We start from the raw sequence: 24767 nt of genomic DNA, 5'->3' as shown, positions 1-24767 counted from the left end.
GGATAATTACGGGGCTGAAGTGACGGTTTGCGGGGGTGGCGGACACGCGCCGACGGCCGTTCCCGCAGGCGGGACGCGAAACGAGATGCGGCTGCCCCGGCCGGGGGCGCTCTCGATATGCAGAGCGTATTCCTGGCCGAAGAGCTGGACCAGGCGCTGGTTGGAGTTGCGGGCCCCCACGCCCTCGGTCATGGATTCGAGGTCGCGCGGGGAGAGGATTTCCCGGATGGTGTCCGGGCTCATGCCAAGGCCGTCGTCCTCCACCATCACGCACAGATGGCCATTTTCCCGGTGGGCCTTGATGCGCACCCGCCCCCCCTGCCGGCGGCCTTGCAAGCCGTGGCGCACGCTGTTTTCCACCAGGGGCTGAATGAGCAGCGGCGGCACGAGCCAGGCGTCACAGCCGTCCTCCAGCTCGATCTCGCTCGTGATGCGCTCGCCGAATCGGGCCTGCTCGATGGCCAGATAGGAGCGCACCTGCTCCATTTCCTCGTTTAGGCGCACAAGCCCCCGCGAGCTGTCGAGATTGCGCCGCATGTAGCGGGCCAGGTCGAGCAGCAGATCCCGGGCCTGCCCCGGGGCGGTGCGGCAAAAAGAGGCGATGGTGTTTAAGGAATTGAACAGGAAATGGGGGTTGATCTGGGCCTGCAAGCGCCTGATCTCGGCATGGGCCAAAAGCTGGTTGGTGATGCCGATGTCCTCGAGCTCGAGCTGGGTGGAAAAAAGCTCGGCCAGCCCCTTGGCCAACTCGAAGAGCGGCTGGTCCAGGGGACGGTTCTTGGTGCCGTAGATTTTGAGGCAACCGCGAATGGCCTCGCCCTTGCGCAGCGGCACGATGATGGCCTCGCACAGCGGACAGCCGGCCTTGTCGCAGCCGATGCTGTCGCGGTCGCGCAGAAACAGCGCCGTGCCCGTCTCGAAGGCCAGCCGGGTGCCCTTGGTGCGCCAGTGGCTCCCGGCCTGATGATGGTCCTCGCCGACGCCCACATGGGCCAGGATGGTGGCCTCGCCGGTAATGGCCACGGCGGCCACGCCCGTCTCGGCCAGGATGATGGCGGCCGTGGCCCGGGCCGACTCCGGAGTCAGGCCGCCGCGCAGATGGGCCACGGTCTGGCTGGCGATGGACAGGATGCGCCGGGCCTCGCTGGAATCGCGCTGCTCGCGCAGGCGCCGCTGCAACCGGAGCGCCTTGACGAAAATGGCCGCGCCCACGGCGTTGACCACGATCATCGGCACGCCGATGACCCGCACCAGCTCCACCGCCTCGGCAAAGGGCCGCGACAAGGCCAGCACAAGGCCCATGTGCGCGGATTCGCCCAGGATGCCAAGCACCATGGCCACGCCCCAGTCCAGGCTCCTGCCGGGGAAACGCCGGGCAACGAGCCCCGCCGCCGTGCCTTCGAGGATGGTGGCCAGGGCGCAGGGCACGGCGCTGAACCCGCCGATATCGATGAGGTAGCGCTCGCCGCCGGCGATGAGTCCGGCCCCGATGCCGACCACCGGCCCGCCGTACAGCCCGGCCGTAATCACGCCGATGGCCCGCAGGTTGGCGTAGGAATGAAAAACATAGTTGCCGGTGTAGGTGCCGAGGATGCCGAAGACGCCGAACAGCACGATGGCGGTGAGGGTGCTCCAAAGCGGCCGGGCGCGAGCGATGTTCATGCGCTCGAAGGGCGCAAGCGTCATGATGGCGAAGCCGCCGGCCAAAAGGAGCCCGAAACGCTGGGACAAGGTGATGAAAAGTTCCGGGACCTCCGGGGCGAACAGGGCGATCTGCATGGCTTCCCCCTACAATCCCAACCGTTCCTTGAACTCCCGCACCCGGTTGCGGCTGACCGTGACTTCGGTGCGGTCCGCATCGTCGAGCACGATAAGATATTTGCCGCCGACCCAGGGCGAAAGCTCGGCGATGCGCTCCAGATTGACCATGACCGCCCTATTGGCCCGGAAAAAGGGCAGCCCGGCCAGGCGCTCCTCGGCCTTGGTCAGCGTCGGCAGCCCATGGCAAGGGAAACGGCCCTGGTCGGTCAGGGCGGCGATACCCTTGTCGTCGGCATCGAGGCACAGGACCTCGGCCGTGGGCAAAAGCGCGATGCGGCCATGGCGCTCCACCGCCACCCGCGCCGTGCGCGTCCCCCGGCCAAGCCCCTCCAAAAGCGAGGTCAGCGCGGCGGCCATGGGGCCGCGTCCGGCCGCCAATCTCCTCCGGGCCCGGCCCAAACTCTCGGCCAGACGCTCGGGGGCGACGGGTTTGAGCAGGTAATCCACGGCGTTTTGCTCGAATGCCTTGATGGCATACTCGTCGTAGGCGGTCACAAAGATGAAGAGCGGCACCTGGGCGAAATCCCTGGCCTGTCGCAGGACCTCGAACCCGTCCTGGCCGGGCATGCGGATATCGAGCAGCACGATGTCGGGCTTGTCGCCCTCGATGGCGGCCAGAGCGGCGTCGGCGCAATCGGCCTGGGTGGCCACAATGTCCGGATGGGCGTCGAGCAGATAGGCCAACTCGTCACGGGCCGGCTTTTCATCGTCGACAATCAGGGCGCGCAAAACCATGGCTTCGTTGGTAGCGCCGGGGAAAGCGGCTGTAAAGCGGCGGCCGCGACGGCGCGTCAGCGCCCCTTTGCGCCGGGGGCGCCCGTGGTCTGCGGCGTCCAGACCGGCGTGGCGCTGGCCGGCGCGGTGCGCAAATCGCACGGGTCGGCGTCGCACGCCGAACACCGCCCGTCATTGCACGGGTCGGCGTGGATCATGATGTCGGCGTCCGGCCCCAGGTAGGAATGAAGCAGAGCCTCCACGGCGTCGACCTGGGCATGGGCCTCGAAAAGCGGCATCTCGCGGGGCAAAATCAGATGCATGTCCACATGCACCCGCCGCCCGGTCTTGATGGCCCGCAACCGGTGGATGTCGATCCAGGCCGGATGGCGGTTTTCACACAACAGGGCGCAAATGCCCTCGAGCAACTCCGGATCGGATTCGATCATGAATCCCGAGACCGACCGGCGCACCAGGTCCACGCCGGCCCAGGCGATGTTGATCCCGACCAGACAAGCCACCGCGCCGTCCAGCCACAGCCAGCCCGTGGCCCAGACCAGCCCCAAGCCCACCAGCACCCCGACCGACGTGTACACGTCGGTCAGCACATGCTTGCCGTCGGCCACAAGCGTCAGTGAGCCCGCCCGCCGTCCCTCGCGCAACAGCATAAGTCCCAGCCACAAATTGACCAGGCCAGCCCCGGCCAAAAGCGCGATGCCGCCGCCCAGATGCGGCACGGGCGCGGGATGGAAGATCTTGTCCCAGGATTCGTAAAAGATGCCGACCGAAGCCAGCAAAATCAGCATGCCCTCAAGCCAGGCCGCGTAATACTCGATGTTGCCATGCCCGTACGGATGGCCCTCGTCCGGCGGCGTGGCGGCCACGGACACGCTTACCACCGCGAACCCGGCGGCCACGACGTTGATGATGGACTCCAACGCGTCGGACATGATGGCGGCCGAGCCGGTCAGCCACCAGGCCGCCATCTTGACGCACAGCAATATGACGGCAACCCCCAGGGACAAGCGGGCCGCCCGAATCTCCGGACCGGATTTGCGGGGGATGGGTTGGGGCATAGGGTATTTGTTATGTTATTCGTTTTTTTGAGGTTGGAGTCGGAAGGAGCCAGGGTGCCGGATGGGTCCAGGCGGCAGGGGCTTTGCCCCTGCACCCCACCGGGGGACTTGATGTCCCCCGGACCCCCTTTTACCGGGTCGTGATGGTGGGAGGGGGTGGAGTTGGTGTTTTTTCGGCGACGGGCCTCGACTGTTTGTGGCCGCAATCGGCCCGGCGACACGAGGGGCTTGCGCCCCTCGACGCCGGACGCGATTGCGGCCACAACCGCGCCAGCGGCGAAGCGCCGCATTTTAAGAACAAGATATTTTTTAAGTGTCGCCCCCTTGGGGCGACCGGCATGGTGAAGGCGGAATTTGTCGGGGCGAGCCTGCCGCGAAGCGGCGGCACCGTCCCGGCAAATTCCGCCTTCATCTTCTCCCAACCGATTTCCCGCCAAGCCAATGCCTCCCCCACCCAGCCAAAGCCGAGAAGGGGGGTCCGGGGGGCGCGCCCGCCCCCCGGCGGGGCCTGGGGCAGAGCCCCACCCCGCCGCGCGGCTACTTCAACGAACCGATCTTGCCGAATTTGGTGGATTCGGCCCGGTAGAAAACGTTTTCGATGACCTTGTCGTTGCCGACGTCCTTGTAGTCGATGCGCACGGGGGAGCCGTCCTCCTTCACCTTACGGAAGAAGTCGGCGATATTTTTAAATTTATCCGAACGTAGACCGGGGTCGACGACGAAAAAGCCCTGGCTGGTGACGATAGTCAGGACGTTTTTAGTTTCCTGGACTTCCTCCACCAGGGCGGTGGTTTTTTTGTATTTTACGGCCAAGCTGTCTTCGGTGACGAAATCGACGACATAGTAGGCGGCCACGATAAAAAGAAGAAAGGAAAGGACGAGCAGTATCTTTCCTTTATTGACGGCGAAATCACCGATGGCCTGCCGCAGCCGTTCCAACTTTAACGTATCGATCATAGCTCCTCGTTGTCCCGGCGGTGGTCGGATCGACCGCCGGGCCGCGTGACGGCTAGGGCTATACCACCCTTGGACAGGGGAAAAAAGAGAAGAATCAAGGGCGATCCGGGTGGGCCTGGATCGCCCTGTGCGACATATGACAAGTGGCGGCGGCCGACGAACTGCATTCTTCGGTCAGTGTCGCATCCTCGAAACACGTCCAGGCGCATTTCGTGAATTACGTATTTGGGAAATTATTTTTCCTGAATCACCATCGCCGCTTCAAAAAACCGGGCCTAGGGCTCGATCTTGGTGCCGAGCAGTTCCAGAAACTTGCGAATCCATTCCGGGTGGGCCGGCCAGGCCGGGCTGGTCACCAGGTTGCCGCTGACCGTGGCGCTGGTGAAGGTTTCGTTAGGGCCGACATAGGTACCGCCGGCGAGTTCGATCTCGGGCTGCACGGCCGGGTAGGCCATCAAGGAGCAGCCGGAAACCACGCCGGCGGCGGCCAGCAGCTGCGGCCCGTGACAGATGGCGGCGATGGGCTTTTTGGCCGCGCCGAAATGCTTGACGATCTCGATGACGCGGGGATTGAGGCGGATGTATTCCGGAGCGCGTCCGCCGGGCACGACCAAGGCATCGTAAGCGGCCGGATCCACATCGTCGAAATTGGCGTTTAAGGTGAAGTTGTGGCCGGGCTTTTCGCTGTAGGTCTGGTCGCCTTCGAAATCGTGGATGGCGGTGCGCACCTGTTCGCCGGATTTTTTGCCCGGGCACACGGCGTGCACGTCATGGCCGACCATGAGCAACATCTGGAAGGGGACCATGACTTCGTAGTCCTCGACATAGTCGCCGACAAGCATCAAGATTTTCTTCACGGCCATACCTCGCTCCTTTGGCATGGTTTGGCCGCCGCGACGGGGCGGCGGCGCGCAATGCGTTCCAACCGAACGGTCGCAACGCTATTTGGTGCAGTTGCACCGAAAGAACTTGCGCTGGCAAAATTCCAGGCAGGCGTCCCTGGCGGCCTCGATCTTGGCGCCGCACGCGGCCGGGGCGCTTTGCGAGAGCTCCTCGGCCCTGGCCTTGCAAGCGGCCCGGCAACCGTCCTTGTTCTCATAATAATCCGTCACCACGGCCTGGTAGACGGCGCAGACGCGGGAGGCGCAGGCCGCATCGGCCCCGGCCGGGTCGGACTGGCAGGAGGCCGCGTATTCCTGGGGCGTGATGATGGGTTCGACTCTGGCACAGCCCCAGCAGGCGGCGAGGCAACATACGGCAAGGGCAAGCAGGATCGGTCGCGGCACGTACACTCCTCCCCGGCCATGGTCGGCGGGATCTTCCCTCTTTGCAACCATTCCTAACCGCAAGCCACGACCATGACAAGCCGGCCTTGCCCTGGCGCGGCAACGATTCTACGATTGTAAAGATTTCTCAACAAAAGCAAGGTGCGGTTCGCCATGGGGCAAAGCGCCAAACGTCAAGAACCCAAGGGGCCGTCGCGCGTGCCGCCGCTTCTACCCTGGCAGCCATGCCTGCTGGCCTACGGCGCGGGCATTCTGGCCGCGCACTTTCTCACGGCCGCCTTCTGCGCGCTCCTGTTGTTGCTGGCCTTTCCCCGACCGGCCAAGGGACGCCCCCCCATTGCGGCGATAGCGGGAACCTGGGCGCTTGGATTGCTGGTCGGTCTTGTCGCCTTGCCGGCCGTTCCCCGAGACCTCGCGCCCTGCCTGACGTCGCATGCGCCCCTGACCGTCACCGGACGCGTGGCGGCTGTCGGGGCCAATCCCGAGGCGCGCCTGTCCGTAACCCTGGAGGACGTCCAGCTGTCCGACCCGGATTGCAAGGACGCCCCGCTCCCCGGCCGGTTGTCTCTGACCATCGACCGTCCGGCCTTCCGGCCCATCCCCGGCGACCGCCTCGCCGTCACGGCCCGGGTGCGGCCGACCCGAGGATTCGAAAACCCCGGTACCGCCGATTACGCCTTTTCCAGGCGACTGGAGGACGTCTTTTTCCGGGCCTATGCCCGGGGCGACAAGGACGGGCAGGTGCGGCGCATCGCGCCAAGCCGCGATCTCCCGGCCGTATGGCGCGAAGCCTTGCGGCGCCGGGTCATGGACAACCTAGTCCCGCCGGAGCATGCCGACGCGGCCGGCCGGGCCGGCCGGGCCATGGTGGCGGCCCTTGTTTTCGGCGACCGCTCCGGGCTGACGGAAACCGACGTCGATCTGGTGCGACGGGCCTCGCTGGCCCATACGCTGGCCCTTTCCGGCATGCACGTGGGCTTCGTCGCCGCCATGGGCGCGGCGCTCGCCGCGCTGCTCGGCCGGCTGTGGCCACGCATCCACCTTTCCATCCCACGGCCGCACCTGATAGCGCTTTTCGCCGCTCCGCCGGTCGCGGCCTACTGCTGGCTGGGGGGGCTGACGCCGTCGCTTACCCGGGCGGCGCTCATGTTCGCCGCGTTCGGGCTCATGGCGCTCTTGCGCCGCGACAGGGCCCTTCTGGACGGCCTGTTTCTGGCCCTGGCCGCGATCCTTCTCGTCTCGCCCCTAGCCGCCTACGATCCCCGGTTGCAACTTTCGGCCCTGGCCGTGTCCGGCATCGGCGTATTCTGGCCCCTTTTCCCCCGGTTTTCGCGCCATGTGCCGTTTACGGGACCGGCCAAATCCGTCTTCTTATGGGTAGGGGGCACGCTGTGGGTCAGTCTTTGCGCCGAGGCGGCCGTCATGCCGCTTATCTCCCGCCTCTACGGCGATCTGACGCCCAATCCCTGGATCAACCTGCTGTGGCTGCCGGTCCTCGGCGGCGTGGCCATGCCCCTGGCGCTCGCCGGGCTGGTCGCATCGATCCTTCCAGGGCTGGCCGGACTTGGCGCGGGACTCCTCGGCGCGGCGGCGGCCTGTTGCGAAGGGCTCATGCGCCTGCTGGCGGCGGCCAATGCCCACGGGCTGCTTTTATCCTCGGCCGTGCTGCGCCCGGGCTGGATCGAAACGCTGGGCTGTCTGGGACTGCTGGCCGCCCTGGCCATGGCCGTCTCCGGCGGCCGGCGGCCCGTGGCCGCCATGGCGGCAAGCCTCGTCCTCCTGGTCTTTCCCACGGTCTGGCGCTCCTTTTCCGACATGCGGGAGGTCGTACGCATCACGGTCCTCGACGTGGGCCAGGGCCAGTCCGTGGCCCTCGCGCTGCCCGGCGGCAGACGACTGCTGGTGGATGCGGGGGGACTCTTCGGCAATTTCGACGTGGGCCGGGCCGTGGTCGGGGCTTTTCTGACCGACGGCCGGCCGCCACGGCTTGCGGCGGCCTTTGCCAGCCATCCGCACCGTGACCACATCAAGGGGTTCATCTCGCTGCTCGACCGCTTTTCCATCGGCAACTACTACGACAACGGCGGCGCGCCCGAGGGGAATCTGGCCGTGCCGATCGAAGGCACCCTGGCGAAACGGCGTATCCCCCACGCGTCCCTGGCCGCCGGGGACGCCTTCGACCTCGGTGACGGCCTGCGCCTTGCCGTGCTGCACCCGGGTCCGGACGACGCCCTGGACGGCAACAACGGCTCGCTCATCCTGCGGCTGACCTGGAACGGCCGGGGACTGGCCGTCATTCCCGGCGACGCCGAGCGTGGGGTGTTGCGCCGGCTGGCCGCATCCGGGGAAGCGCTTGACGCCGCCGTGCTGGTCCTACCGCACCACGGCTCCGTGACCGGCCTGGCCAAACGCTTTTATGCGGCCGTCTCCCCGCGCGTGGCCATCGCCAGTTGCGGCGACGGCGGGCGCTACCCGGCCGGAAAAGTCGCGGCCACCCTGGAGCGCCTGGGCTGCGCCGTGTACGCCACAAACCGCGACGGTGCCGTCACCGTGCGCTTCGACACGCCGGAAGGCGCGCCACGCGTCGACACGGCCGGCCAATTGCGGCAATGAAACCGCCCCAACAGGCGGAGAAAACGGAGGTCGGCGGGACGCGGCCCCGGGGACCGGGCGAATCAGCCCTGGGGACCGCCCTTGTGCTTGTAGTCGATAGCCTTGCGGATAAATATCGTCGACTCCGCGATATTGGCGCACTGGTCGCAGATGCGCTTGAGGCTGTGGGCGACGAAGGATTCCTGCACGGCGCGCTCCACGGGCCGGGCCTCGCGGATCATCTCGCTGGTCACTTCGCGGAAAATGCGCACGTTGAGGTCCAAGGCGGCGGCGTTTTGCTCGATGACGCCAAGGGCGGCCTCGGCGTCGAGGTCCATGTAGCAGGCTATGCAGGCGCGCAACAGGTCCAGGGCCAAATCGGCCAGTTGCTGGACATTGGCGTGCAGGGGCTGGCGCGGCTCGCTGGTCAGGACCAAGACCCGCTCGGCGATGTTGACCGCCTCGTCGCCCAGGCGTTCGATATTGACCAGCATGCGCATGGAGCCCACGATAAAGCGCAAATCCTTGGCCACCGGATGGTGCAGGGCGAGAATCTTGAGACTTTCCGAATCGACCCGGCACTCGAAGTCGTTGATCTCGCGGTCCGCGTCGATGACCTCCCGGGCCTTGGCGGCGTTATGCTCCAGCAAGCTGGCCACGGCCTTGCGCACGGCATCCTGGGCCAGATGCATCATTTGCAGCACATCCACCTTGAGTTTGTGGATGGCATTGTCGAGCGGGGTTTCCAAAGCGGGCTCCCGGGTTGGCGGCGGCTTCACGCCGCGTGGCAATTGCAGACGTAACCCTTGTCACGAACCGTTTGCGGTGACGCCTTCATGTTCGAATTGTGACAATTTGGCCTAGGGCCGTCAACCCGCCGGAAGGAGGAAACTTTTTTGGGAAAATACGTTACGATAATGTGTCGCGGTCGCGAACCCCGACAAGGTACAAAATGCTGTCCAGGCCCAGGGTGGAGATGGCCTGCCCGGCGCCCTTCTTGACTACCGGCTTGGCGTGGTAGGCGATACCGAGCCCGGCCATGCCGAGCATGGGCAGGTCGTTGGCTCCGTCGCCGACGGCAATGACCTGTTGCAGGGAAAGCCCCTCGCGTTCGGCGATCATGCGCAGCACCTCGGCCTTTTTGGTCGCGTCCACGATGTCGCCCACCACCTCGCCGGTGAGCACCCCGTCCTCGATCTCCAGCTCGTTGGCGAACACGTAGTCGATGCCGAGCTTCTCCTGGAGACGCTGTCCGAAGTAGGTGAATCCGCCGGAGATGATCGCGATCTTGTAGCCGAAGCGCTTGAGGTTGGCGATGAGGCGCTCGGCTCCATCGTTGAGCGGAATCCGGGCGGCCACGGTCTCCAGGGTATTGGCCGAAAGCCCCCGCAGCAGGCGCAGCCGGCGGCGCAGGCTCTCCTTGAAATCGATCTCGCCGCGCATGGCCGATTCGGTGATGGCGGCCACCTGTTGGCCCACGCCAGCGGCCTTGGCCAGTTCGTCGATGACCTCGGCGGCAATAAGCGTCGAGTCCATGTCGAAGGCCACAAGCCGGCGGTTACGGCGAAAGGCGTTGTCTTCCTGAATGGCGATGTCCACGCCCATTTCGGCGGCGATGCCCAGAAATTCGCTTTTGAGCGCCGTCAGGTCGGCCGGCGTGCCGCGCACGGAAAATTCCACGCAGGCCGTGCGCGGGCTGTTGGCCGGATCAAGGGAGGCCCGGCCGGAAAGGCGGGTGATGACGTCTATATTGAGCCCGTTTTGGGCGATGACGCCGGTGACGGCGGCAATATGGGCGGCGGTCAGATGCCGGGACAGCAAGGTCACGATGCGCCGCTCCTTGCCCTGGGCGTCGACCCAGGACTCGTAGCTTGGGGCGTCGACCGGGTTGAAGGTGAGGTTGACGCCGAGCTTGTGGCCGCAAAAAAGCAGATCCTTGAGAAACGGCGTGGATTCCCCCCCGGCCGGCGACTTGACCAGGATGCCAAGGGACAGGGTGTCGTGGATGACGGACTGGCCGATATCGAGGACATCCGCCCCGTGCCGGGCTAGTTCGGCGGCAACGGCGGCGGTCAGGCCGGGCTTGTCCTCGCCGGAAACGCGAATGAGGATGATTTCGGGCTCGTGCATCGGGTGGCTATAGCGTCAGCCGGGCCGGCGGGCAAGATGGAGCATGGATGCGTTTTGGGGGTCGGGATTTCCCCTTTCCCCCCTGGCTGCTTTCGGCTATCCTGAACAAGAGACGGTATCGTCCCGTCTCCATCACTCCGTAGCGTCGGGACACGATCCCGCATCCCGCCTCAAGAGCCGAACACCTGACACAGGAGGACAAGTGGCAAAAAACGCCTATACCTTCGCCAAGCGCGCCAAGGAACTGGCCAAGAAGAAAAAAAAGGAAGAAAAACTCCAGCGCAAATCCGCGCGCCCCTCGGTCGAGGACGGCCCCTACTTCGACGAGGCCACGGGAGAAATCGTCTATCCCGAGCCCGAAACAGCAACCGACCCCGCTTCCGACGAGACGCCGGCCTCCGAGCCGAACAAACCCGCTTCATAACCGTCTGCCGCGGCCGTTTGGCGTAGGTGCAAAATACGCCCCGCCCCGCATACTGCTTCCGTGGCCCCGGAAGGACGCCGTCCGTTTCTCTCGCGGTCGACACCTTCCCGGGACCATGGACACGTTTCGTTTTTCGACCACACACCCGCGAAAAGCAGCCGGGGCAACCGCCGCCCCGTGGCCGCGAATATGGCCCCTGCCATGCCCGCGGTCAGGGGCGAAACGCGGGGCGCGGCCCCGCCGGCGTCACGGGTCAGGGCAAGAGAAAGGACGGCATTTTCTGCCGAAAGGTCCGAAAATCCTGCCGCTCCGGGACCTGGGTCAGGCAGTTGTTGGTCTCGAAGTCGAGTTTCCGCTCCAGCTCGCCATTGGCAATGGGGGCGCAGGCGGCGGCCGCAAGGGCCAGAAGCGGCACGAGGTAGCGCAGCATGGCGGGACTCCTTGAACGGCCGATTTTTCCGGCCGCCCTTCCTTCCCCTGCATGATGCATGCCCCAGTTATCCTCGAATCGGCCCGATTGCCCGGGCCGGGCTTTTGCCGTATCGTGCGCGCCCACAGCAACCAGGGAGTATGACCATGCCAGACGCGCCTTTTCCGGGACTCAAGCTTTTCATCACCGGTCCGACCTATATCCGGCCCGAGGTGCGCGCGGCCGCCGCCTGGCCGGAATTCGGCCACCGCGATGCGGAAAACGCCAAACGCTTCCGCCCCATTTTCGAAGACCTCGCGGCCATCGCCGACCTGCCGCAAGACTATAAGACCATCCTCTTTCTCGGCTCCGGCTCCACGGCCATGGAAGCGGCCATCCGCTCCCTTGTCGCCGCGGACGAAACAGTGCTCCACGTGTCGGTCGGCGCTTTCGGCGACATGTGGCACAAGATTTCGCTGGAGAACGGCAAAAACGCCGCCCTGCTCGCTTTCGAGCCCGGCCGCGCCGCCGACGTCGCGTCCATCGAGGCGGCCATGGACGAACACAAGCCGGCCGTGGTGGCCATCACCCACAACGAGACCTCGACCGGCGTGGCCAACGACGTGGTCGCGCTTTGCCGGGCCGTCAAAGCGCGCGGCGCCCTCCCCATCGTCGACGGGGTGAGCATCTTCGGCGGCGCGCCGACCGGCATCCGGGAATCCGGCTGCGCCATGTACTGCACCGCCACCCAGAAATCCCTCGGGCTCCATGCCGGCTTCGGCATCGGGTTCGTCAGCCCCGAAGCCGTGGACAAGGCCAAGCACGTCACGGCCCGGGGACACGCCTCGGACATCCTCTCCCACCTCGGCCGGGCCGCGAAGTTCCAGACCCAGTCCACGCCCAACGGCGCCCTCGGCAACCAAATGTTCGTCCAGCTCGAATACATCGTGAAAGAAGAAGGCATCGCCGCCCGCTTCGCCCGCCACGAGGCCATGCGGGACATGGCCCTGGACTTTGTCGCCGCCGAGCCCGGCCTCGCCGCCTTCGCCCAGGAAGGCTTCCGCTCCCCCACCGTGACCACGGCCGTCGCGCCCGAAGGCACGAGCTTCGCCGACCTCAAGGACGTCAAGGAGACCATGCGCGCGAAGGGCTACCTGTTCGACCCCGGCTACGCCAAGCTCAACGAAGACCTGGAAGCGGCCGGCAAGCGGCCCATCTTCCGCATCGGGCACATGGGCGACATCAGTCCGGACATGCTGCGGGGATTCCTGGACGCCCTCGGCGAGGCGCTGGCAGGCCGCTGAAGCGCGTCCTATTCCCCAGCCCTCTCCACCAGCGCCCGGATGCGGCACACGCCGCAGACCTCGCTCGATGACGGATAGCCGCACCGTTCGCAGGGCGTAAGCACCGGCCCGTTCTCCTCGCCCACTCCGGCGAAATGCGATTTGCCCTTGGCCAGAAACGCCTCGTAAAAGGCCGTTTTCTGGCCGGGGCTCCTGTCCTCCAGGTCGGCAAAAAGCCGCTTGTGCCCGGTAAAGCTCGCCCCGCCGCTATACGGACAGGCCGCCTTCCAGTGGTCGATGCCCTTGAAAAAACAGTACGCCGCCGTCTCGAACTCCGTAAGGCGATAAAGCGGCTTGATCTTACGCACAAAGCGTCCCTCGGCCGGCAGCATCGGCCCCTGGCCGCCCAGATAGGCCGCATCCCAGCGCAGCACGTTGGCAAAAAGCCGCGCCACCTCGTCGTCCAGGTTATGCCCCGTGGCCAGGGCGGCATACCCGTTTTCGTAGGCGAACCGGTTGAAATAATGCCGCTTGATCTTGCCGCACACCGAGCAGATCGGCCGGCGCACCGCATCCTTCACCTCCGGAATGGCCAGCCCCACATCCGCCATGCGCAACACGTGCAGCGCAAAGCCGTTTTCCCGGCAATACGCCTCGGTGCGCTCGCACACCGGGTCCGAACTGTCCGGGATCCCCAAATGCACATGCAGCCCGGCCACGTCATGGCCCAGATCGGACAACACCCGTAACAGCGCCAGCGAATCCTTGCCGCCGGAAACCGCCACCAGCACCTTCTCGCCCGGCAGTATCATCCCGTGACGCCGTATGGCCGTCTCCACCTGCTTCTTGAAGAACCGCTCGAAACACTCCGGACAAAAGCCCGCATGATGGCTCGGCAGCTTTACCGCCGCCGTCTCGCCGCATCGTTTGCACTTCATGGATATTTCCGGGAGAGGAGGAGCGAGATGCGGGGGGAGGGGACCCCTTTTTGCAAAAAGGGGTCCCCTCCCCCCGCACCCCCCCACCCTCCCCAAAAACTCTTAAAGGGTTGCAATGGGGGACAAGGCTATTACCCTCCCCCATAATCCAAAAGCAATAATTCTATCCCCTTCGCCCCGTAGGGGCGACGGCGTGGTGGAGGCGGAATTTGTCGGGACGAGCTTGTCGCGAAGCGACATGCACCGTCCCGACAAATTCCGCCTCCATCTTCTCCACACTCCGCGCTCCCGCCAGCCTGCGCAGCCTCCGCCCGGCCAAAGCACACCGGGAGGGGGGACCGGGGGGCCCATGGCCTCCCGGCGGGTCCAGGGCAGCGCCCTGGCGGGGGTGCGGGGGCGGAGCCCCCGCCTCCGCCTATCCGCGCGAGGTCACGGGGCGCACGGTGACATGGTCGCCGTCGTGCAGATGCCTGTCCGGGGTGAGCAGCTCGCCGTCGCGGATGATCAGGGCATCGTTGACGCGGAGGTTGAGTTTATGGAGCAATTGCAACACGGTTTTGATTTTCGGATAAGTGACTGGTTGTTTTTCCGAACCCAGTGTAACGGTAATCATGGTCTGGCCGTGTAGCGCGGCGGGGCTTGGGAATCAAGGCAGCGATCCGGGAAAACGGTTGACCGGGGTCGGGCTTTTCCGCATAAGATCAAGTCGAGAAACGCAGAGAATGACGACAACGTGTCGTGCTGCAAGGAGCTGTACTTATGAGCGGGAAGATATTGGTCGTCGACGACGAGAAGCACATTCGGATGCTCTATCAGGAAGAACTCGAGGGAGAGGGCTACGAGGTCGTGACCTCGGACGGCGAGGAAGACATCCTGCCGCTCATGGCCAAAGTCGCGCCGGACGTGGTCGTGCTCGACATCAAGCTCGGTGGCAACCGCTCGGGCCTGGACCTGCTTCAGGAAATCCGCGGCAAGGACCAGAGCGTGCCCGTCATCCTGAGCACCGCTTACGACAGCTTCCAGCACGACCTTAAATCCATTGCCGCCGACTATTATGTGGTCAAATCCGTGGACCTCGGCGAACTGAAGAACAAGGTGGCCATGGCCATGGAAAAGGCCGGTTAAGCCGCCGCGCGATACTTTTTCCGCCCCGGAGCGCGGGCAGCGTCTCCGGGGCGGCCCACAATCCCTGCGGACACGCCTCTTGCCCCGGCCAGCGGTTCGTGCTAGCCGCCATCTCCATGTCTCCGGATATTTCCCAAACAATCCAGGAAATCGCCCTGCTGGTCGTCCCGGTGCTCATGGCCGTGACCTTCCACGAGGCGGCCCACGGCTTCGTCGCCAACTGGCTGGGCGATCCCACGGCCCGACTCGCCGGACGGCTCACCCTAAACCCCCTCCGCCACCTCGACGTGCTCGGCACCTTGGCCTTCCTGATCACGCGCATGATCGGCTGGGCCAAGCCCGTGCCCGTCGACCCGCGTTATTTCCGCAATCCGGCGCGCGGCATGATGCTCGTGGCCCTGGCCGGGCCGGCCATGAACTTCCTGCTGGCCATACTCTTCGCCCTGTCCGTGCACGGCATCGAATACATCGCCGTGGGCGTGGTCCAGGGCACTATGGCCTACCGCATCCTGGAACCGCTGCTCTACATGTGCGCGGCCGGGGTCACGGTCAACCTGGCGCTCGGCATCTTCAACCTGCTCCCCGTGCCGCCGCTCGACGGCAGCAACATCCTGGCCGGCTTTCTGCCGCCGCATATGGCTCTTCGCTACCAGGAGTTCGGCCGCTGGGGATTTTTGCTGCTCATCCTGCTGGCCGTGATCGGGGTGCTCGGCAAGATCATCCTCCCCCCCGTCTCCTTTCTCTATCAACTACTGGTCTAGACCGGCCCGGCCGGTCCCTTCCCCATCCCCTTCACGGCGAACGGATCACTTCCCATGAGCGAAAACACACCCAAGGAAAACAAACGGATCGTTTCCGGCATGCGCCCCACCGGCCCCTTGCACCTGGGCCACTACTTCGGCGTGCTCAAAAACTGGGTCGCCCTCCAGGATACCCACGAATGCTTCTTCTTCGTGGCCGATTGGCACGCCCTGACCACCGAATACGCCACCCCCAAGCGCATCAAAGGCTTCGTGCCGGAACTGGTCAAAGACTGGGTCGCCGCCGGGCTCGATCCGGAAAAATGCGTGCTGTTCCAACAGTCCCAGATCAAGGAACACGCCGAACTCCATTTGCTCCTGTCCATGGTCACCCCCGTGTCCTGGCTGGAACGCAACCCCACCTACAAGGACCAGCTGACCGAATTGGCCGCCAAGGACCTCGCCACCTACGGCTTCCTCGGCTACCCCGTGCTCATGGCCTCGGATATCCTGATCTACCGGCCCGGATTCGTGCCCGTCGGCCAGGACCAGCTGCCCCATATGGAACTCACCCGGGAAATCGCCCGCCGGGCCAACCACCTCTACGGCAACTTTTTTCCCGAGCCCCAGGCGTTGCTCACCCCGGACGCCAAACTCGCCGGCCTCGACGGCCGCAAGATGAGCAAAAGCTACGGCAACTCCATCGGCCTCGCCGAAGACCCGGGCACCATGAAGAAAAAAGTCATGAGCATGCTCACTTGCGAAAAGCGCGCCCGTCTCACCGACCCCGGCGATCCCAAGGAATGCAACCTCTACCCTTACCATGAGCTGCTCACCGACCAGACCCGGCTGCCCGAAATCGTCGAAGGCTGCACCCACGCCACCTGGGGCTGCGGCGACTGCAAAAAACTGCTCGTCGAATCCATGGCCGCCTTCCTCGAACCGATCCGCGACCGGCGCAAGGCCTTCGACAAAGACCCCGACCTCGTCTCGGACCTGCTCGAAAAAGGCAACGCCAAAGCCCGCGCCTGCGCCAGCCGCAACCTCGACGCCCTCAAGAAAAAGCTGAACTTCAACTTTTAGACATCGACAGGCTGGGGCTCCGCCCCAGACCCCGCCAGGGCGCTGCCCTGGACCCGCCGGGAGGCCACGGGCCCCCCGGGCCCCCCTTCCGGTGTGCTTTGGCCGGGCGGGTATGGCGCTGGCAGGCGGGAGTCGGATGGTTGAAGATGGAGGCGGAATTTGTTTGGGACGGTGCATGTCGCTTCGCGACAAGCTCGTTCCAAATAAATTCCGCCTCCACCACGCCGTCGCCCCTTTGGGGCGAACTTTAAGAAAAGCTGGTTTTCTTAAATGCGGCGCTTCGCCGCTGGCGCGGTTGTTGCCGCAATCGTGTCCGGCGTCGAGGCGCAACGCGCCTCGTGCCGCCAGGCCGATTGCGGCAACAAACATACGGCGTCCCGCCGTCCAACAATACCAACCGACTTCCCTCACCCCCGACCACACTCCCGCCTCACCAGCCCAACCCGGTAAAAGGGGGTCCGGGGGACATCAAGTCCCCCGGCGGTGGGGTCCAGGGGAGGCAGAGCCTCCCCTGGCCGCCGGAGGCGTCACCAGACACTATTTCCGGCTGTGGCGCTGAAACCTGTTCACGGCGTTGATGTGCTCGTCGAGGGTCTTGCTGAATTTGTGTTCGCCCTGGCCGTTGGCGACGAAATAGTAGTAGTCGTGAATTTCGGGCGCGGCGACGGCCTGGAGGGATTTGAGGCCCGGGGAACAGATGGGGCCTGGGGGGAGTCCGGGGTGGACGTAGGTATTGTAGAGGTTGGTGGGGTCTTCGAGGTGGGCGCGGGTGAGGTTGCCGGTGAATTTGTCGCCGAGGCCGTAGATGATGGTGGGGTCGGTTTGGAGCAGCATGCCTTTGGCCATGCGATTGAGGAAGACGCCGGCCACGCGAGGGCGTTCGGCATCGACGCCGGTTTCCTTTTCCACGATGGAGGCCAGGGTGACGGCGTCGAGAAGATTTTTGCCTTCGGGTTTGGCGGTGGGCCAGACAAAGTTGGCTTGGCGCCAGAATTCCTTGAGCATGGCTTCAACGACATAGGCGCCGTCGCCGTCCTGCCTGCGGGTGAAGAGGTAGGTGTTGGGGAAGAGGAAGCCCTCGGCGGTTTTGGCCGGGATATGGTATTTCGCCAGGAGTTGCGGGTCGCGGGCGGCCTTGAGGAAAGCCTGACTGGAGCACAGGCCGGCCTGCTCGGCCAGTTTGGCGATCTGACGCATGGTCAGGCCTTCGGGGGCGGCGAGCTTGTGCTGGATGCTTTTGGCGGTGGTCAGGTAGTTGAGCAGCTTATAGGGGGTCCAGCCGGTGCTGACTTCGAATTCGCCGGCTTTGATCTTGCCGCCCATTTCCGTGACTTTGGCCAGGAGTTTGAAGCCTGCGGCGTCGCGCAGCACGCCTTCGGCCACGAGCATCTTGGCCGTGGCGTCGAAGGATTGTCCCGGTTCGATGGTGACGGTTTTCGTTTCGCCCGGCGATTGGGGCGGGATGGTGAGGAAATTGTAGGCGTGGTAGCCGACGAGGCCGCCCACGACGAGGATACAGATCAGGATTCCGAGGAGGATGGTTCGCAGCATAACGCTCCGCCGCGCAGATAGCGCTCCAGGATAACGGCCGCCGCCTGGGCGTCGACACGGGCGAGGAGTTCCTTGCCGGCGTATCCGGCTTCCCGCAGTCGTTCGGCGGCCTCTTCGGTGGAATGGGCTTCGTCGACGAGTTCCACAGGGACGGTGGTGCGCCGGGTGAGCCGGGATACGAAGTTGCGCACCTGTCGTCCGGTGAGGCCTTCGTCGCCGCCGGCCCGCATGGGGTAGCCGACCACGATGCGTGTGACGGCCTGGTCGCTTATAACCGCAAGCAGTTCGTGAAACAAGGCGTCCCGGGTTTCCCAGGCCAGCGTGCGCAGTGGGAAGACGACCCGGGCTTCGGGGTCCGTAACGGCCAGTCCCACCCGGGCCTGGCCGTAGTCGATGGCGAGCAGTCGCGGCATGCGGCGGCGTCTACCCCCGCACGCGGGCGGCCTTGACGTTTTTACGCAGCACCTTTTTCCACTTCGGCCCGTCGAGGGCCTCGGCCAGGTATTCCAGCGTGTGCATGACCGGATGCTTGTCGTGCATCTCGGACAGGATGCGGCTGATGCCCATCTTGCACGACGGACAGCCGACCAGGATGGGCATGGCCTCCGACGCCTCGGCCAGATCCTCGGCCAGGGTGATGCGCTTGCGTTCACGCAGCCGGTTGTAGATGGCCGGCGTGGTCATGGCCCCCATGCCCGACTCGCCGCAGCAGTTGCGCGAAAGCTCCACAGGCCGGCCCGTGACCTTGCGCAATGCGGCCATATACATGCCAGCGGCCTTGTTCTTCGCCACGCCGGCCCATTCGCTGTGGCAGGCGGCGTGGTAGAGGATGGGCGACTTGTCCTCGCCCGCCGGGAATTCCAACCGGTCGAGCAGGAACTGGGTCACGTCCATGTGCGCAAGATCGGGGCGAAGGGTCACAAGATCGTGCTCCTCCAGGGCTTCCCGGCAGGTGCCGCAGCTGGTGAGGCAATAGGCCGGGGAGAGGCCAAGCGATTCGGCCTCGGCCAAAAGCGCGGCCAAAGCGGCCCGGTTGTGCTCCCGGTTCTGCCGGTAGGCCTCGCCCATGCCGGCGGCCAGAAGCGGATAGCCGCAGCACAGGTGCCGATGGGGCACGAGCACCGCCACTTCGGCCCGAAGCAACAGATGGATGGCGGCCATGCCGATGGCGCTGGAAAAAAGCGCCGCGCCGCAGCCCGGGAAATACAGCACGGTTTCCGGGGCCTCGCGTCCTTCCTGGGGAATGAAGATGGAGCCCTTGTCGAGATCGAGCCGCTCCTCCAGGTTGCGCAGCCCGAGATTCGGGTTGGGGCCGCGCAGGCCGGGGTTCTCGATGCGGTTGCGCCAGAACCGGGGCAAAAGCGGCATGACCTTGTTGTGGAACTGCTGGCCGTAGGCCGCGAGCTTGGCCGCCTTGGGCGCGCGGTTCTCCACGTCCTCCACGAGGTAGGACAGAATTTTGTGCTTGATGGGATGGCCGCCGCAACCCTGCTGGTCGAGGAAATTGCGCAGCCCGAGAGCCACCTGGCCGGACTCGATTTTCACCGGGCACACGCTCGTGCACTTGCCGCAGGCCGTGCAATGGTCGACCAGCTTGCGCAGCTTGTCCAAAAGCGCCGGGTCGGGTTCGCCGTGGCTGATCTGGGAATAGTAGATGGCCTCGATCAGCGCCCCGATGGCGATGTTCTTGTTGCGCGGGTGATAGAGCATGCCATGTTCCGGGGCGAACATGGGGCAGACCTGCTTGCATTTGCCGCAACGGTTGCAAAACTGAATGCCGCTTAGAATCGAAATCAGCGTATCCTTGTCCGGCAACGCGGTCTTTTTGATGTCGCGGATGAGCCTGTTGAACGAAAAGGTGTAGGGCTCGACCCGCAGCGTCCGGGTGGTCAGCTTGCCCGGGTTAATGATGTTCTTCGGGTCCACCCGCTTCTTGTAGGCCCGAAGCGCCTCGATCTTGGCCTCGTCCAAAAAGGCGATCTTGGTGATGCCGATGCCGTGCTCGCCAGAAACCGCGCCGCCAAGCCCGGTCACCTTTTCAAAGACCTTTTCCGCCGCTTCCCAGGCCTGGCGCATCATCTCAGGATCGTTGGAATTGACCGGGATGTTGACGTGGCAGTTGCCGTCGCCGGCATGCATGTGGCTCGCCACCTCGATGCGGGTGGCGGTCATCTCGGTGTGGATGGCGGCGAGTTGGTCCTTGAGCCGGGGATAGCGCGAGGCCAGGTCGGTGAAGAAATAGTGGGTCTGCACCTCCACTTCCGAATCCGACAGCTCCCGACCCGAAATCTTGCCGCGCAGCACCCGGTCGCAAAATTCCAGCTCCATGGCCACGAACTCGTCCGAAGCCGAAATGCCGGGCAGCCGGCTGGCGTTTTGCAGGGCCGTGCGGTAGGCGCGGGCGATGCAGTGGAGGTTCAAGTCCTCCAGAAACTCCGCGAATTCCGGCACCACGGACAGCGGAATGACCACGTCCTCGTTGATCTTGAATCCCGAGGTACGCTTGGAGATGGCCGACAGTTTGTGCCGGTCCTCCCAGTACAACTCCGCCGTCTTGGCGTCCTTGGCCTCGAAGACGTCCACATTGTCGTACGGATCGACGATGTCCACGATGTCGGCCGCCGCGCGCATGAGCGCGTCCTCGTCGTCGGAGTCGAGCTGGAGCAGCAGCACCGAAATCGGGTCGCCCTCATACTGCGAGGACTTTTTGGCGTAATTGATCGCCTTGACATACTTGGAGTTGAACTCCTCCAAGGCCGAAATCTTGACCGCGTCGCCTTCCTCGCGGATACGGTTGCGAAGCCCCACCACGTCGCGGATGACGCACATGGCGGTCTTCATCGACCGCCCGAAAAACTCCAGGCACAGCGTGCGCGAATACTTGGGGATGGGGTACAGGGCGAAACAGGCCTCGGTGATGATACCGTCCACGCCCTCTTTCTGCACGCCCGGAAGCCCGCCGAGGTACTTGTTGGACACGTCCTTGCCGAGATTGGGGGCGCGGATGTCCCCCCCGGGCAGGCGCACCACGTCGCGTACGTTGCCTTCCCCATCGAGAATCTCGAATTCCGCCGTTTCCTCGGGGCGGATCTTGTGGCGCGGGTGATTGACCCGGCGCACCTCGATGATCTCGCCCGTGGCCTCGACCATCTTGTAGCTGATAATGTTGTCGAGGGTGGTGCCGTACTCGAAGGCGAACGGACCGCCGGCGTTCTCGGCGATATTGCCGCCAAGCGACGAGGCCGCCTTGGAAGCCGGGTCCACGGTGAAAAGCAACCCCTTGGCCGCGGCCGCCTTGATGGCCTGCATGGTGATGACGCCGGTCTGGGCGCAAAGGGTCTTGGCTTCCTTGTCGATGGCCAGAATTTTTTTGAACTTGGAGAGGCTGAGGATGACAGAACGCCTGTGGGCCGGCACGGCCCCGCCGGTCAGTCCCGAGCCCCCGCCGCGCGGAATGATGGCGAATTCCAGCTCGTAGGCCAGACGCAGAATCTGGCGGATATGGTCGGCGGTTTCGGGCAGGAGCATGCAGATCGGCATCTCCATGCGCAAATCCGTGGCGTCGGTGGAGCACTCGACCAGGGAGTGGGCGGCGGTGACCACGTCTTCGGGCGGCAGAAAACGGCGCAAGCGCTCGACCAGGTTTTCCCGGAACCGCCTGTCCGATTCGTAGACGTCCCAAAAGGCCTTGTAAGCCTTTTTGATCAGGCGCGGGTAGTCGCCCCAGGCCTTGGGGTTGGCCCCGGCCAGACGCTTCTCCACGGACGCCTTGACGTCGTCGGGATTGATGAAAGGGTTGGCGCGTACGAGAAATAGTTCGGCGGCCACGGCCACGGCGAGATTCCTGGCGTCCTCGGGCCACGCCTCGATCTCTTCGGGTGAGATGTCGAGGACGCGGGGCACAAGCCGCTCAAGGGGAAGTGATATATGCGGTGTTCGCTCAGACATATTGGGCGCTTCCAGCGAGGGTTGAAATGAGGGAGGGAGTCAGATAATGCCGATGCCGGCGTTTGGCAAGGACCGCTTGTCCCGATTCCGGGCTTGCACTGTTGCGTGCAACGTTCCGCCATGCATGCGTGAGCCTGTTTCTTTCCGATCGCGTCGTTCCTGAAACATCCCTTGGCCGCGTCCTGGCTTTCCGGCGCAGGTTCTGCGGGGGGTCCATGCTCGAAAGTTGCATCGCCCTTTTCTTGCTGGCCGCATTGGGCTGCGTTTTTGTTTCCTGGTACAGGCTGCAGGACCCGGCGTACGGCATCGGCGAGGCGCTGACGCGCGCGCTGGCCCTGACGTTGGCCGGGTTGGGGATCGTCGTCCAGCTTTTTTTCGCCTTGGGCCTGGCCCGCTTCCCCTGGCTCCTGGATGCGGCCGCGGCCGTCTTTTTCGCCTATGCCCTGCGCTGTGGCAAGAGGCGATTTTTCCCGGATCTTCGCGCCGCCGGCCGCGTCGCCGCCACATCCGGCAGCGCCTGGATATTGACTGTCGCCTGCGCCCTGCTGGCGTTGACGGTCTGGATCGCCCCGCCGGCCAACTGGGATTCCATGACCTACAATCTGGCCCGGGTGTGCATCATGATGCGGGAAAACACCCTGGCACCAGAGCATATCAACACCTTCCGGCAGGTGTCCTTCAGCCCGGGCTTCGACCTGCTCCACTGGTTCTTCCTGCGCTACCACACGGACCGGGCCATCGCCATTTTTTCCCTGCTCTCCTACCTGACCATCATCACGGGGAGCTTTTCCCTGGCCAGACGCCACGGCAACACCCGTTTCGCCCTGCGCGCGGCGCTCATCATCGCCTCGCTGACGCTTTTGCCCCTGGAAGCCACGTCCACCAAAAACGACATCGGCGCGGCGGCCATGGCCGTGGCCTGCCTGCTGGGCGCGGCCCGGCTCCTCGATCGTTTCGGTCCCGGCAGCCTGGCCTTTTTCGTCATCTGCGCCTGCTACGGACTTTCGACCAAGACCCATTTCGCCTTCTTCGGAGGCACGCTCACCGTGCTCCTTTTCATCGCGCGGCGCCGGGAACTGGCCAAAATGGCGCGAAACTGGGCGCAACGGGCTCCCCTGCGCCTGGCATTCGGCCTCCTGGGCATACTCGTTATCCTGGCCCTCAGCCTTGGCAGCCAGTGGATCAACCTGACCCGCTACGGCGACGCCTTCGGTCCGCGCCAGGCCGTGGCCAGACATGAAAACCATGACGGGTTGCGGGGCGCGGCGGCGAACCTCACCCGATACGCCCTCAATCTCGTCGATATTCCGGGGGAATGGTGGTTCACGGCCCGCCACGACCTCCACACGGCCCTTTACGGCCCAGGCAAGGGACCGGGCGCGACCATGGCCTATAACGCCTATTTCGCCCCGGGTAACGCCCTGCGCGAGGATTCGGCGGGCTTCGGCCCGCTCGGAGCCTTGCTCATCATACCCTGCGCCCTGCTGGCCCTTTTTCGCCGACACGATACGCTTGCCCGACTGGCCGCCGCCTCCCAGTGGGCCTTTTTCCTGGCCCTTTGCGCCACGATCACCTGGTTTTCCTTCAACAACCGCTTTCTGACGCTTTTTTTCGCGGCAAGCGCCCCCGCCCTGGCCACCGGCAAAGGCTGGTGGCATGACCGAAAATGGATCCGGCTGCCGGCCCTCGCCGTGGCTGTTTTGACCCTCGGCGCGGCGACCCTGGCCAACCAGGACCGACCGATTATGGACGCCACATATCTGCCAAAGGTCGATCCGCCCTTCGAGGCGTCGCTTTTCGACCGTCCAGGCGGCCGCCGCGGCGTCTACGACGCCTATTTTCACGGCCCGCTCTTGCTCGACTACCTGTCCCGGGGACTCTATCCCGGCGGCCGGGGGCTGCTCATCGCCGGCAAGGACAGCTGGGTCTACCCGATCCTTTTTTACGGGCACAGGCAGCACTGGCTGGTCATGGGCGAGGACGCGCCAACAACCGTCCTTGACGGCGAAGGCTACGACATGCGCCAATGCCCTTCCCTGCGCCGGCTGGTGGACCGGTTCGACGTGGCGGTGGTCATGGAATCCCCGGCCGCCGCGGCCTGTCTGGCCGGGAAAAAGGCCGTCATGACCACACGCGCGCCCTGGGGAGAGGTGTTGGTTTTTGCGCCGGCTAGTTCACAACAATAATAATTTTGGCGGTGATGGGCAGAATGAGAGGATCGGGCGCAAGCTTCAGACGCGCCCAAGCCCCGGCCCATTGAAAAGTCACAACGCTGTGGCCATGGCGGGTGAGGAGTTTGCTTACTCGAGCTCCGACCGTATCTTGAGTTGCACCGCGAAACCGGGCAAGCCGTGTTGTCGATTGAATGGATACACTCGCGTCACGCGCGCACCTACAGAGCTTGTTTAGGTACTCCGCGCTTATACGCTTCGCACCTACAACGGGCGATGCGCAAAACCGCTTAGGCGACGGGCCTCTCGTGTGCGTAGACGGAATCACACGTAAACATTTAAACATTTGGATGAAGGCTTCGGCCTTCCGCGCTTCCTATCGTCTTCTCCGCCCAGCCGACAGGAACGGGTTCCTTACGAAGGTCTGGGTCTGATCGGGGCAGCGTCGTCGTAAGGTCTGATCGGGTCCGCGTCGGCGTATGGGACGGGTCCGCGTCTGCAAGATGACGCGGGCCCGTC

Annotated in this window: 21 protein-coding genes; 7 read left to right on the top strand and 14 right to left on the bottom strand. The window is 64.7% G+C overall.

Annotated features, from left to right (window positions below; translation table 11 throughout):
- Nucleotides 1–6: 6 nt before the first annotated feature.
- The 6 genes from DESFRDRAFT_RS06475 to DESFRDRAFT_RS06450 all read right to left on the bottom strand — a co-directional run bounded on the left by DESFRDRAFT_RS06475 (nucleotide 7) and on the right by DESFRDRAFT_RS06450 (nucleotide 5854).
- Entirely contained in the window at nucleotides 7–1779 is a 1773-nt protein-coding gene (locus tag DESFRDRAFT_RS06475) for a LytS/YhcK type 5TM receptor domain-containing protein (protein WP_005992315.1), read from the bottom strand.
- A 9-nt stretch (nucleotides 1780–1788) separates the two neighbouring features.
- Nucleotides 1789–2556: a LytR/AlgR family response regulator transcription factor gene (locus DESFRDRAFT_RS06470; protein ID WP_005992314.1), complete on the bottom strand. Its 768-nt coding sequence runs from the start codon at nucleotides 2554–2556 to the stop codon at nucleotides 1789–1791.
- Nucleotides 2557–2612: 56 nt separating this feature from the next.
- Complete coding sequence (locus DESFRDRAFT_RS06465) at nucleotides 2613–3611, bottom strand: cation diffusion facilitator family transporter (RefSeq protein WP_005992313.1); 999 nt, start codon at nucleotides 3609–3611, stop codon at nucleotides 2613–2615.
- 537 nt (nucleotides 3612–4148) lie between these two features.
- Nucleotides 4149–4568: a hypothetical protein gene (locus tag DESFRDRAFT_RS06460; protein ID WP_005992311.1), complete on the bottom strand. Its 420-nt coding sequence runs from the start codon at nucleotides 4566–4568 to the stop codon at nucleotides 4149–4151.
- A gap of 275 nt (nucleotides 4569–4843) precedes the next feature.
- The gene (locus DESFRDRAFT_RS06455; RefSeq protein ID WP_005992309.1) at nucleotides 4844–5431 is read right to left on the bottom strand and encodes a DJ-1/PfpI family protein; all 588 of its coding nucleotides are present in this window, start codon (nucleotides 5429–5431) and stop codon (nucleotides 4844–4846) included.
- A 78-nt stretch (nucleotides 5432–5509) separates the two neighbouring features.
- Entirely contained in the window at nucleotides 5510–5854 is a 345-nt protein-coding gene (locus tag DESFRDRAFT_RS06450) for a hypothetical protein (protein WP_005992307.1), read from the bottom strand.
- A gap of 153 nt (nucleotides 5855–6007) precedes the next feature.
- Here DESFRDRAFT_RS06450 and DESFRDRAFT_RS06445 point away from each other — a divergent pair, with 153 nt between their 5' ends.
- Nucleotides 6008–8467, top strand: coding sequence for a ComEC/Rec2 family competence protein (locus DESFRDRAFT_RS06445; RefSeq protein ID WP_005992304.1), 2460 nt, complete (start codon nucleotides 6008–6010; stop codon nucleotides 8465–8467).
- Between the two features lie 62 nt (nucleotides 8468–8529).
- Here DESFRDRAFT_RS06445 and phoU read toward each other — a convergent pair whose 3' ends face one another.
- Together phoU and serB are read right to left on the bottom strand one after the other, a co-directional pair.
- Nucleotides 8530–9195, bottom strand: a complete 666-nt coding sequence (phoU, locus tag DESFRDRAFT_RS06440; protein ID WP_005992302.1) for a phosphate signaling complex protein PhoU — start codon at nucleotides 9193–9195, stop codon at nucleotides 8530–8532.
- Nucleotides 9196–9355: 160 nt separating this feature from the next.
- Nucleotides 9356–10576, bottom strand: a complete 1221-nt coding sequence (gene serB / locus DESFRDRAFT_RS06435) for a phosphoserine phosphatase SerB (protein WP_005992300.1) — start codon at nucleotides 10574–10576, stop codon at nucleotides 9356–9358.
- A 202-nt stretch (nucleotides 10577–10778) separates the two neighbouring features.
- On the opposite strand from serB, the gene DESFRDRAFT_RS06430 reads away from it, so the two are divergent.
- Nucleotides 10779–11000 (top strand): hypothetical protein, encoded by a 222-nt coding sequence (locus DESFRDRAFT_RS06430; RefSeq protein WP_005992298.1) that lies wholly within the window; start codon nucleotides 10779–10781, stop codon nucleotides 10998–11000.
- Between the two features lie 253 nt (nucleotides 11001–11253).
- Here the strand turns inward: DESFRDRAFT_RS06430 and DESFRDRAFT_RS22675 are convergent, their stop codons facing one another.
- Nucleotides 11254–11430, bottom strand: a complete 177-nt coding sequence (locus DESFRDRAFT_RS22675; RefSeq protein ID WP_005992295.1) for a hypothetical protein — start codon at nucleotides 11428–11430, stop codon at nucleotides 11254–11256.
- 146 nt (nucleotides 11431–11576) lie between these two features.
- Here DESFRDRAFT_RS22675 and DESFRDRAFT_RS06425 point away from each other — a divergent pair, with 146 nt between their 5' ends.
- Nucleotides 11577–12713: a pyridoxal-phosphate-dependent aminotransferase family protein gene (locus DESFRDRAFT_RS06425; RefSeq protein WP_005992292.1), complete on the top strand. Its 1137-nt coding sequence runs from the start codon at nucleotides 11577–11579 to the stop codon at nucleotides 12711–12713.
- An 8-nt stretch (nucleotides 12714–12721) separates the two neighbouring features.
- On the opposite strand, the gene DESFRDRAFT_RS06420 is transcribed toward DESFRDRAFT_RS06425, so the two are convergent.
- Together DESFRDRAFT_RS06420 and DESFRDRAFT_RS21155 are read right to left on the bottom strand one after the other, a co-directional pair.
- Nucleotides 12722–13630 (bottom strand): ATP-binding protein, encoded by a 909-nt coding sequence (locus tag DESFRDRAFT_RS06420; RefSeq protein WP_005992291.1) that lies wholly within the window; start codon nucleotides 13628–13630, stop codon nucleotides 12722–12724.
- Nucleotides 13631–14045: 415 nt separating this feature from the next.
- Nucleotides 14046–14243 (bottom strand): ubiquitin family protein, encoded by a 198-nt coding sequence (locus DESFRDRAFT_RS21155; protein WP_005992289.1) that lies wholly within the window; start codon nucleotides 14241–14243, stop codon nucleotides 14046–14048.
- A gap of 146 nt (nucleotides 14244–14389) precedes the next feature.
- Here DESFRDRAFT_RS21155 and DESFRDRAFT_RS06410 point away from each other — a divergent pair, with 146 nt between their 5' ends.
- The 3 genes from DESFRDRAFT_RS06410 (at nucleotide 14390) to trpS (ending at nucleotide 16578) form a co-directional block, all read left to right on the top strand.
- On the top strand, nucleotides 14390–14755 hold the full coding sequence (locus DESFRDRAFT_RS06410) for a response regulator (protein WP_005992286.1): 366 nt from the start codon (nucleotides 14390–14392) through the stop codon (nucleotides 14753–14755).
- A 116-nt stretch (nucleotides 14756–14871) separates the two neighbouring features.
- Nucleotides 14872–15516 (top strand): site-2 protease family protein, encoded by a 645-nt coding sequence (locus DESFRDRAFT_RS06405; RefSeq protein ID WP_005992284.1) that lies wholly within the window; start codon nucleotides 14872–14874, stop codon nucleotides 15514–15516.
- A gap of 54 nt (nucleotides 15517–15570) precedes the next feature.
- Nucleotides 15571–16578 carry a tryptophan--tRNA ligase gene (trpS, locus tag DESFRDRAFT_RS06400; RefSeq protein WP_005992282.1) on the top strand — a complete coding sequence of 336 codons (1008 nt, stop codon included), beginning with the start codon at nucleotides 15571–15573 and terminating at the stop codon, nucleotides 16576–16578.
- 537 nt (nucleotides 16579–17115) lie between these two features.
- Here the strand turns inward: trpS and mltG are convergent.
- From mltG to DESFRDRAFT_RS06385, 3 genes are read right to left on the bottom strand one after another with little or no spacing between them, the layout of a single operon-like run.
- Nucleotides 17116–18129, bottom strand: a complete 1014-nt coding sequence (gene mltG, locus DESFRDRAFT_RS06395) for an endolytic transglycosylase MltG (protein ID WP_005992280.1) — start codon at nucleotides 18127–18129, stop codon at nucleotides 17116–17118.
- Complete coding sequence (gene ruvX / locus DESFRDRAFT_RS06390) at nucleotides 18099–18542, bottom strand: Holliday junction resolvase RuvX (RefSeq protein ID WP_005992278.1); 444 nt, start codon at nucleotides 18540–18542, stop codon at nucleotides 18099–18101. The genes mltG and ruvX overlap by 31 nt, the downstream gene beginning before the upstream one ends.
- A gap of 10 nt (nucleotides 18543–18552) precedes the next feature.
- Nucleotides 18553–22077 (bottom strand): FAD-binding and (Fe-S)-binding domain-containing protein, encoded by a 3525-nt coding sequence (locus tag DESFRDRAFT_RS06385; protein WP_005992276.1) that lies wholly within the window; start codon nucleotides 22075–22077, stop codon nucleotides 18553–18555.
- A gap of 215 nt (nucleotides 22078–22292) precedes the next feature.
- On the opposite strand from DESFRDRAFT_RS06385, the gene DESFRDRAFT_RS06380 reads away from it, so the two are divergent.
- Complete coding sequence (locus tag DESFRDRAFT_RS06380; protein ID WP_005992273.1) at nucleotides 22293–24263, top strand: ArnT family glycosyltransferase; 1971 nt, start codon at nucleotides 22293–22295, stop codon at nucleotides 24261–24263.
- Nucleotides 24264–24767: the final 504 nt, after the last annotated feature.

Origin of the sequence: Solidesulfovibrio fructosivorans JJ] (genome assembly GCF_000179555.1) — a bacterium.
Classification (GTDB): domain Bacteria; phylum Desulfobacterota; class Desulfovibrionia; order Desulfovibrionales; family Desulfovibrionaceae; genus Solidesulfovibrio; species Solidesulfovibrio fructosivorans.
Note: the sequence above shows the minus strand (reverse complement) of the source record. Positions and strands in the feature narration are given on the sequence as shown.

Bases quoted from the DNA above. Each gene is read 5' to 3' on its own strand.
- serB (WP_005992300.1), bottom strand. From the start codon at position 10,576: ATGCACGAGCCCGAAATCATCCTCATTCGCGTTTCCGGCGAGGACAAG.
- DESFRDRAFT_RS06455 (WP_005992309.1), bottom strand. From the start codon at position 5,431: ATGGCCGTGAAGAAAATCTTGATGCTTGTCGGCGACTATGTCGAGGAC.
- DESFRDRAFT_RS06385 (WP_005992276.1), bottom strand. From the start codon at position 22,077: ATGTCTGAGCGAACACCGCATATATCACTTCCCCTTGAGCGGCTTGTG.
- ruvX (WP_005992278.1), bottom strand. From the start codon at position 18,542: ATGCCGCGACTGCTCGCCATCGACTACGGCCAGGCCCGGGTGGGACTG.
- DESFRDRAFT_RS06420 (WP_005992291.1), bottom strand. From the start codon at position 13,630: ATGAAGTGCAAACGATGCGGCGAGACGGCGGCGGTAAAGCTGCCGAGC.
- DESFRDRAFT_RS21155 (WP_005992289.1), bottom strand. From the start codon at position 14,243: ATGATTACCGTTACACTGGGTTCGGAAAAACAACCAGTCACTTATCCG.
- trpS (WP_005992282.1), top strand. From the start codon at position 15,571: ATGAGCGAAAACACACCCAAGGAAAACAAACGGATCGTTTCCGGCATG.
- DESFRDRAFT_RS06475 (WP_005992315.1), bottom strand. From the start codon at position 1,779: ATGCAGATCGCCCTGTTCGCCCCGGAGGTCCCGGAACTTTTCATCACC.
- DESFRDRAFT_RS06465 (WP_005992313.1), bottom strand. From the start codon at position 3,611: ATGCCCCAACCCATCCCCCGCAAATCCGGTCCGGAGATTCGGGCGGCC.
- DESFRDRAFT_RS06445 (WP_005992304.1), top strand. From the start codon at position 6,008: ATGGGGCAAAGCGCCAAACGTCAAGAACCCAAGGGGCCGTCGCGCGTG.
- DESFRDRAFT_RS06405 (WP_005992284.1), top strand. From the start codon at position 14,872: ATGTCTCCGGATATTTCCCAAACAATCCAGGAAATCGCCCTGCTGGTC.
- DESFRDRAFT_RS06425 (WP_005992292.1), top strand. From the start codon at position 11,577: ATGCCAGACGCGCCTTTTCCGGGACTCAAGCTTTTCATCACCGGTCCG.
- mltG (WP_005992280.1), bottom strand. From the start codon at position 18,129: ATGCTGCGAACCATCCTCCTCGGAATCCTGATCTGTATCCTCGTCGTG.
- DESFRDRAFT_RS06410 (WP_005992286.1), top strand. From the start codon at position 14,390: ATGAGCGGGAAGATATTGGTCGTCGACGACGAGAAGCACATTCGGATG.
- DESFRDRAFT_RS06460 (WP_005992311.1), bottom strand. From the start codon at position 4,568: ATGATCGATACGTTAAAGTTGGAACGGCTGCGGCAGGCCATCGGTGAT.
- DESFRDRAFT_RS22675 (WP_005992295.1), bottom strand. From the start codon at position 11,430: ATGCTGCGCTACCTCGTGCCGCTTCTGGCCCTTGCGGCCGCCGCCTGC.
- DESFRDRAFT_RS06380 (WP_005992273.1), top strand. From the start codon at position 22,293: ATGCTCGAAAGTTGCATCGCCCTTTTCTTGCTGGCCGCATTGGGCTGC.
- DESFRDRAFT_RS06470 (WP_005992314.1), bottom strand. From the start codon at position 2,556: ATGGTTTTGCGCGCCCTGATTGTCGACGATGAAAAGCCGGCCCGTGAC.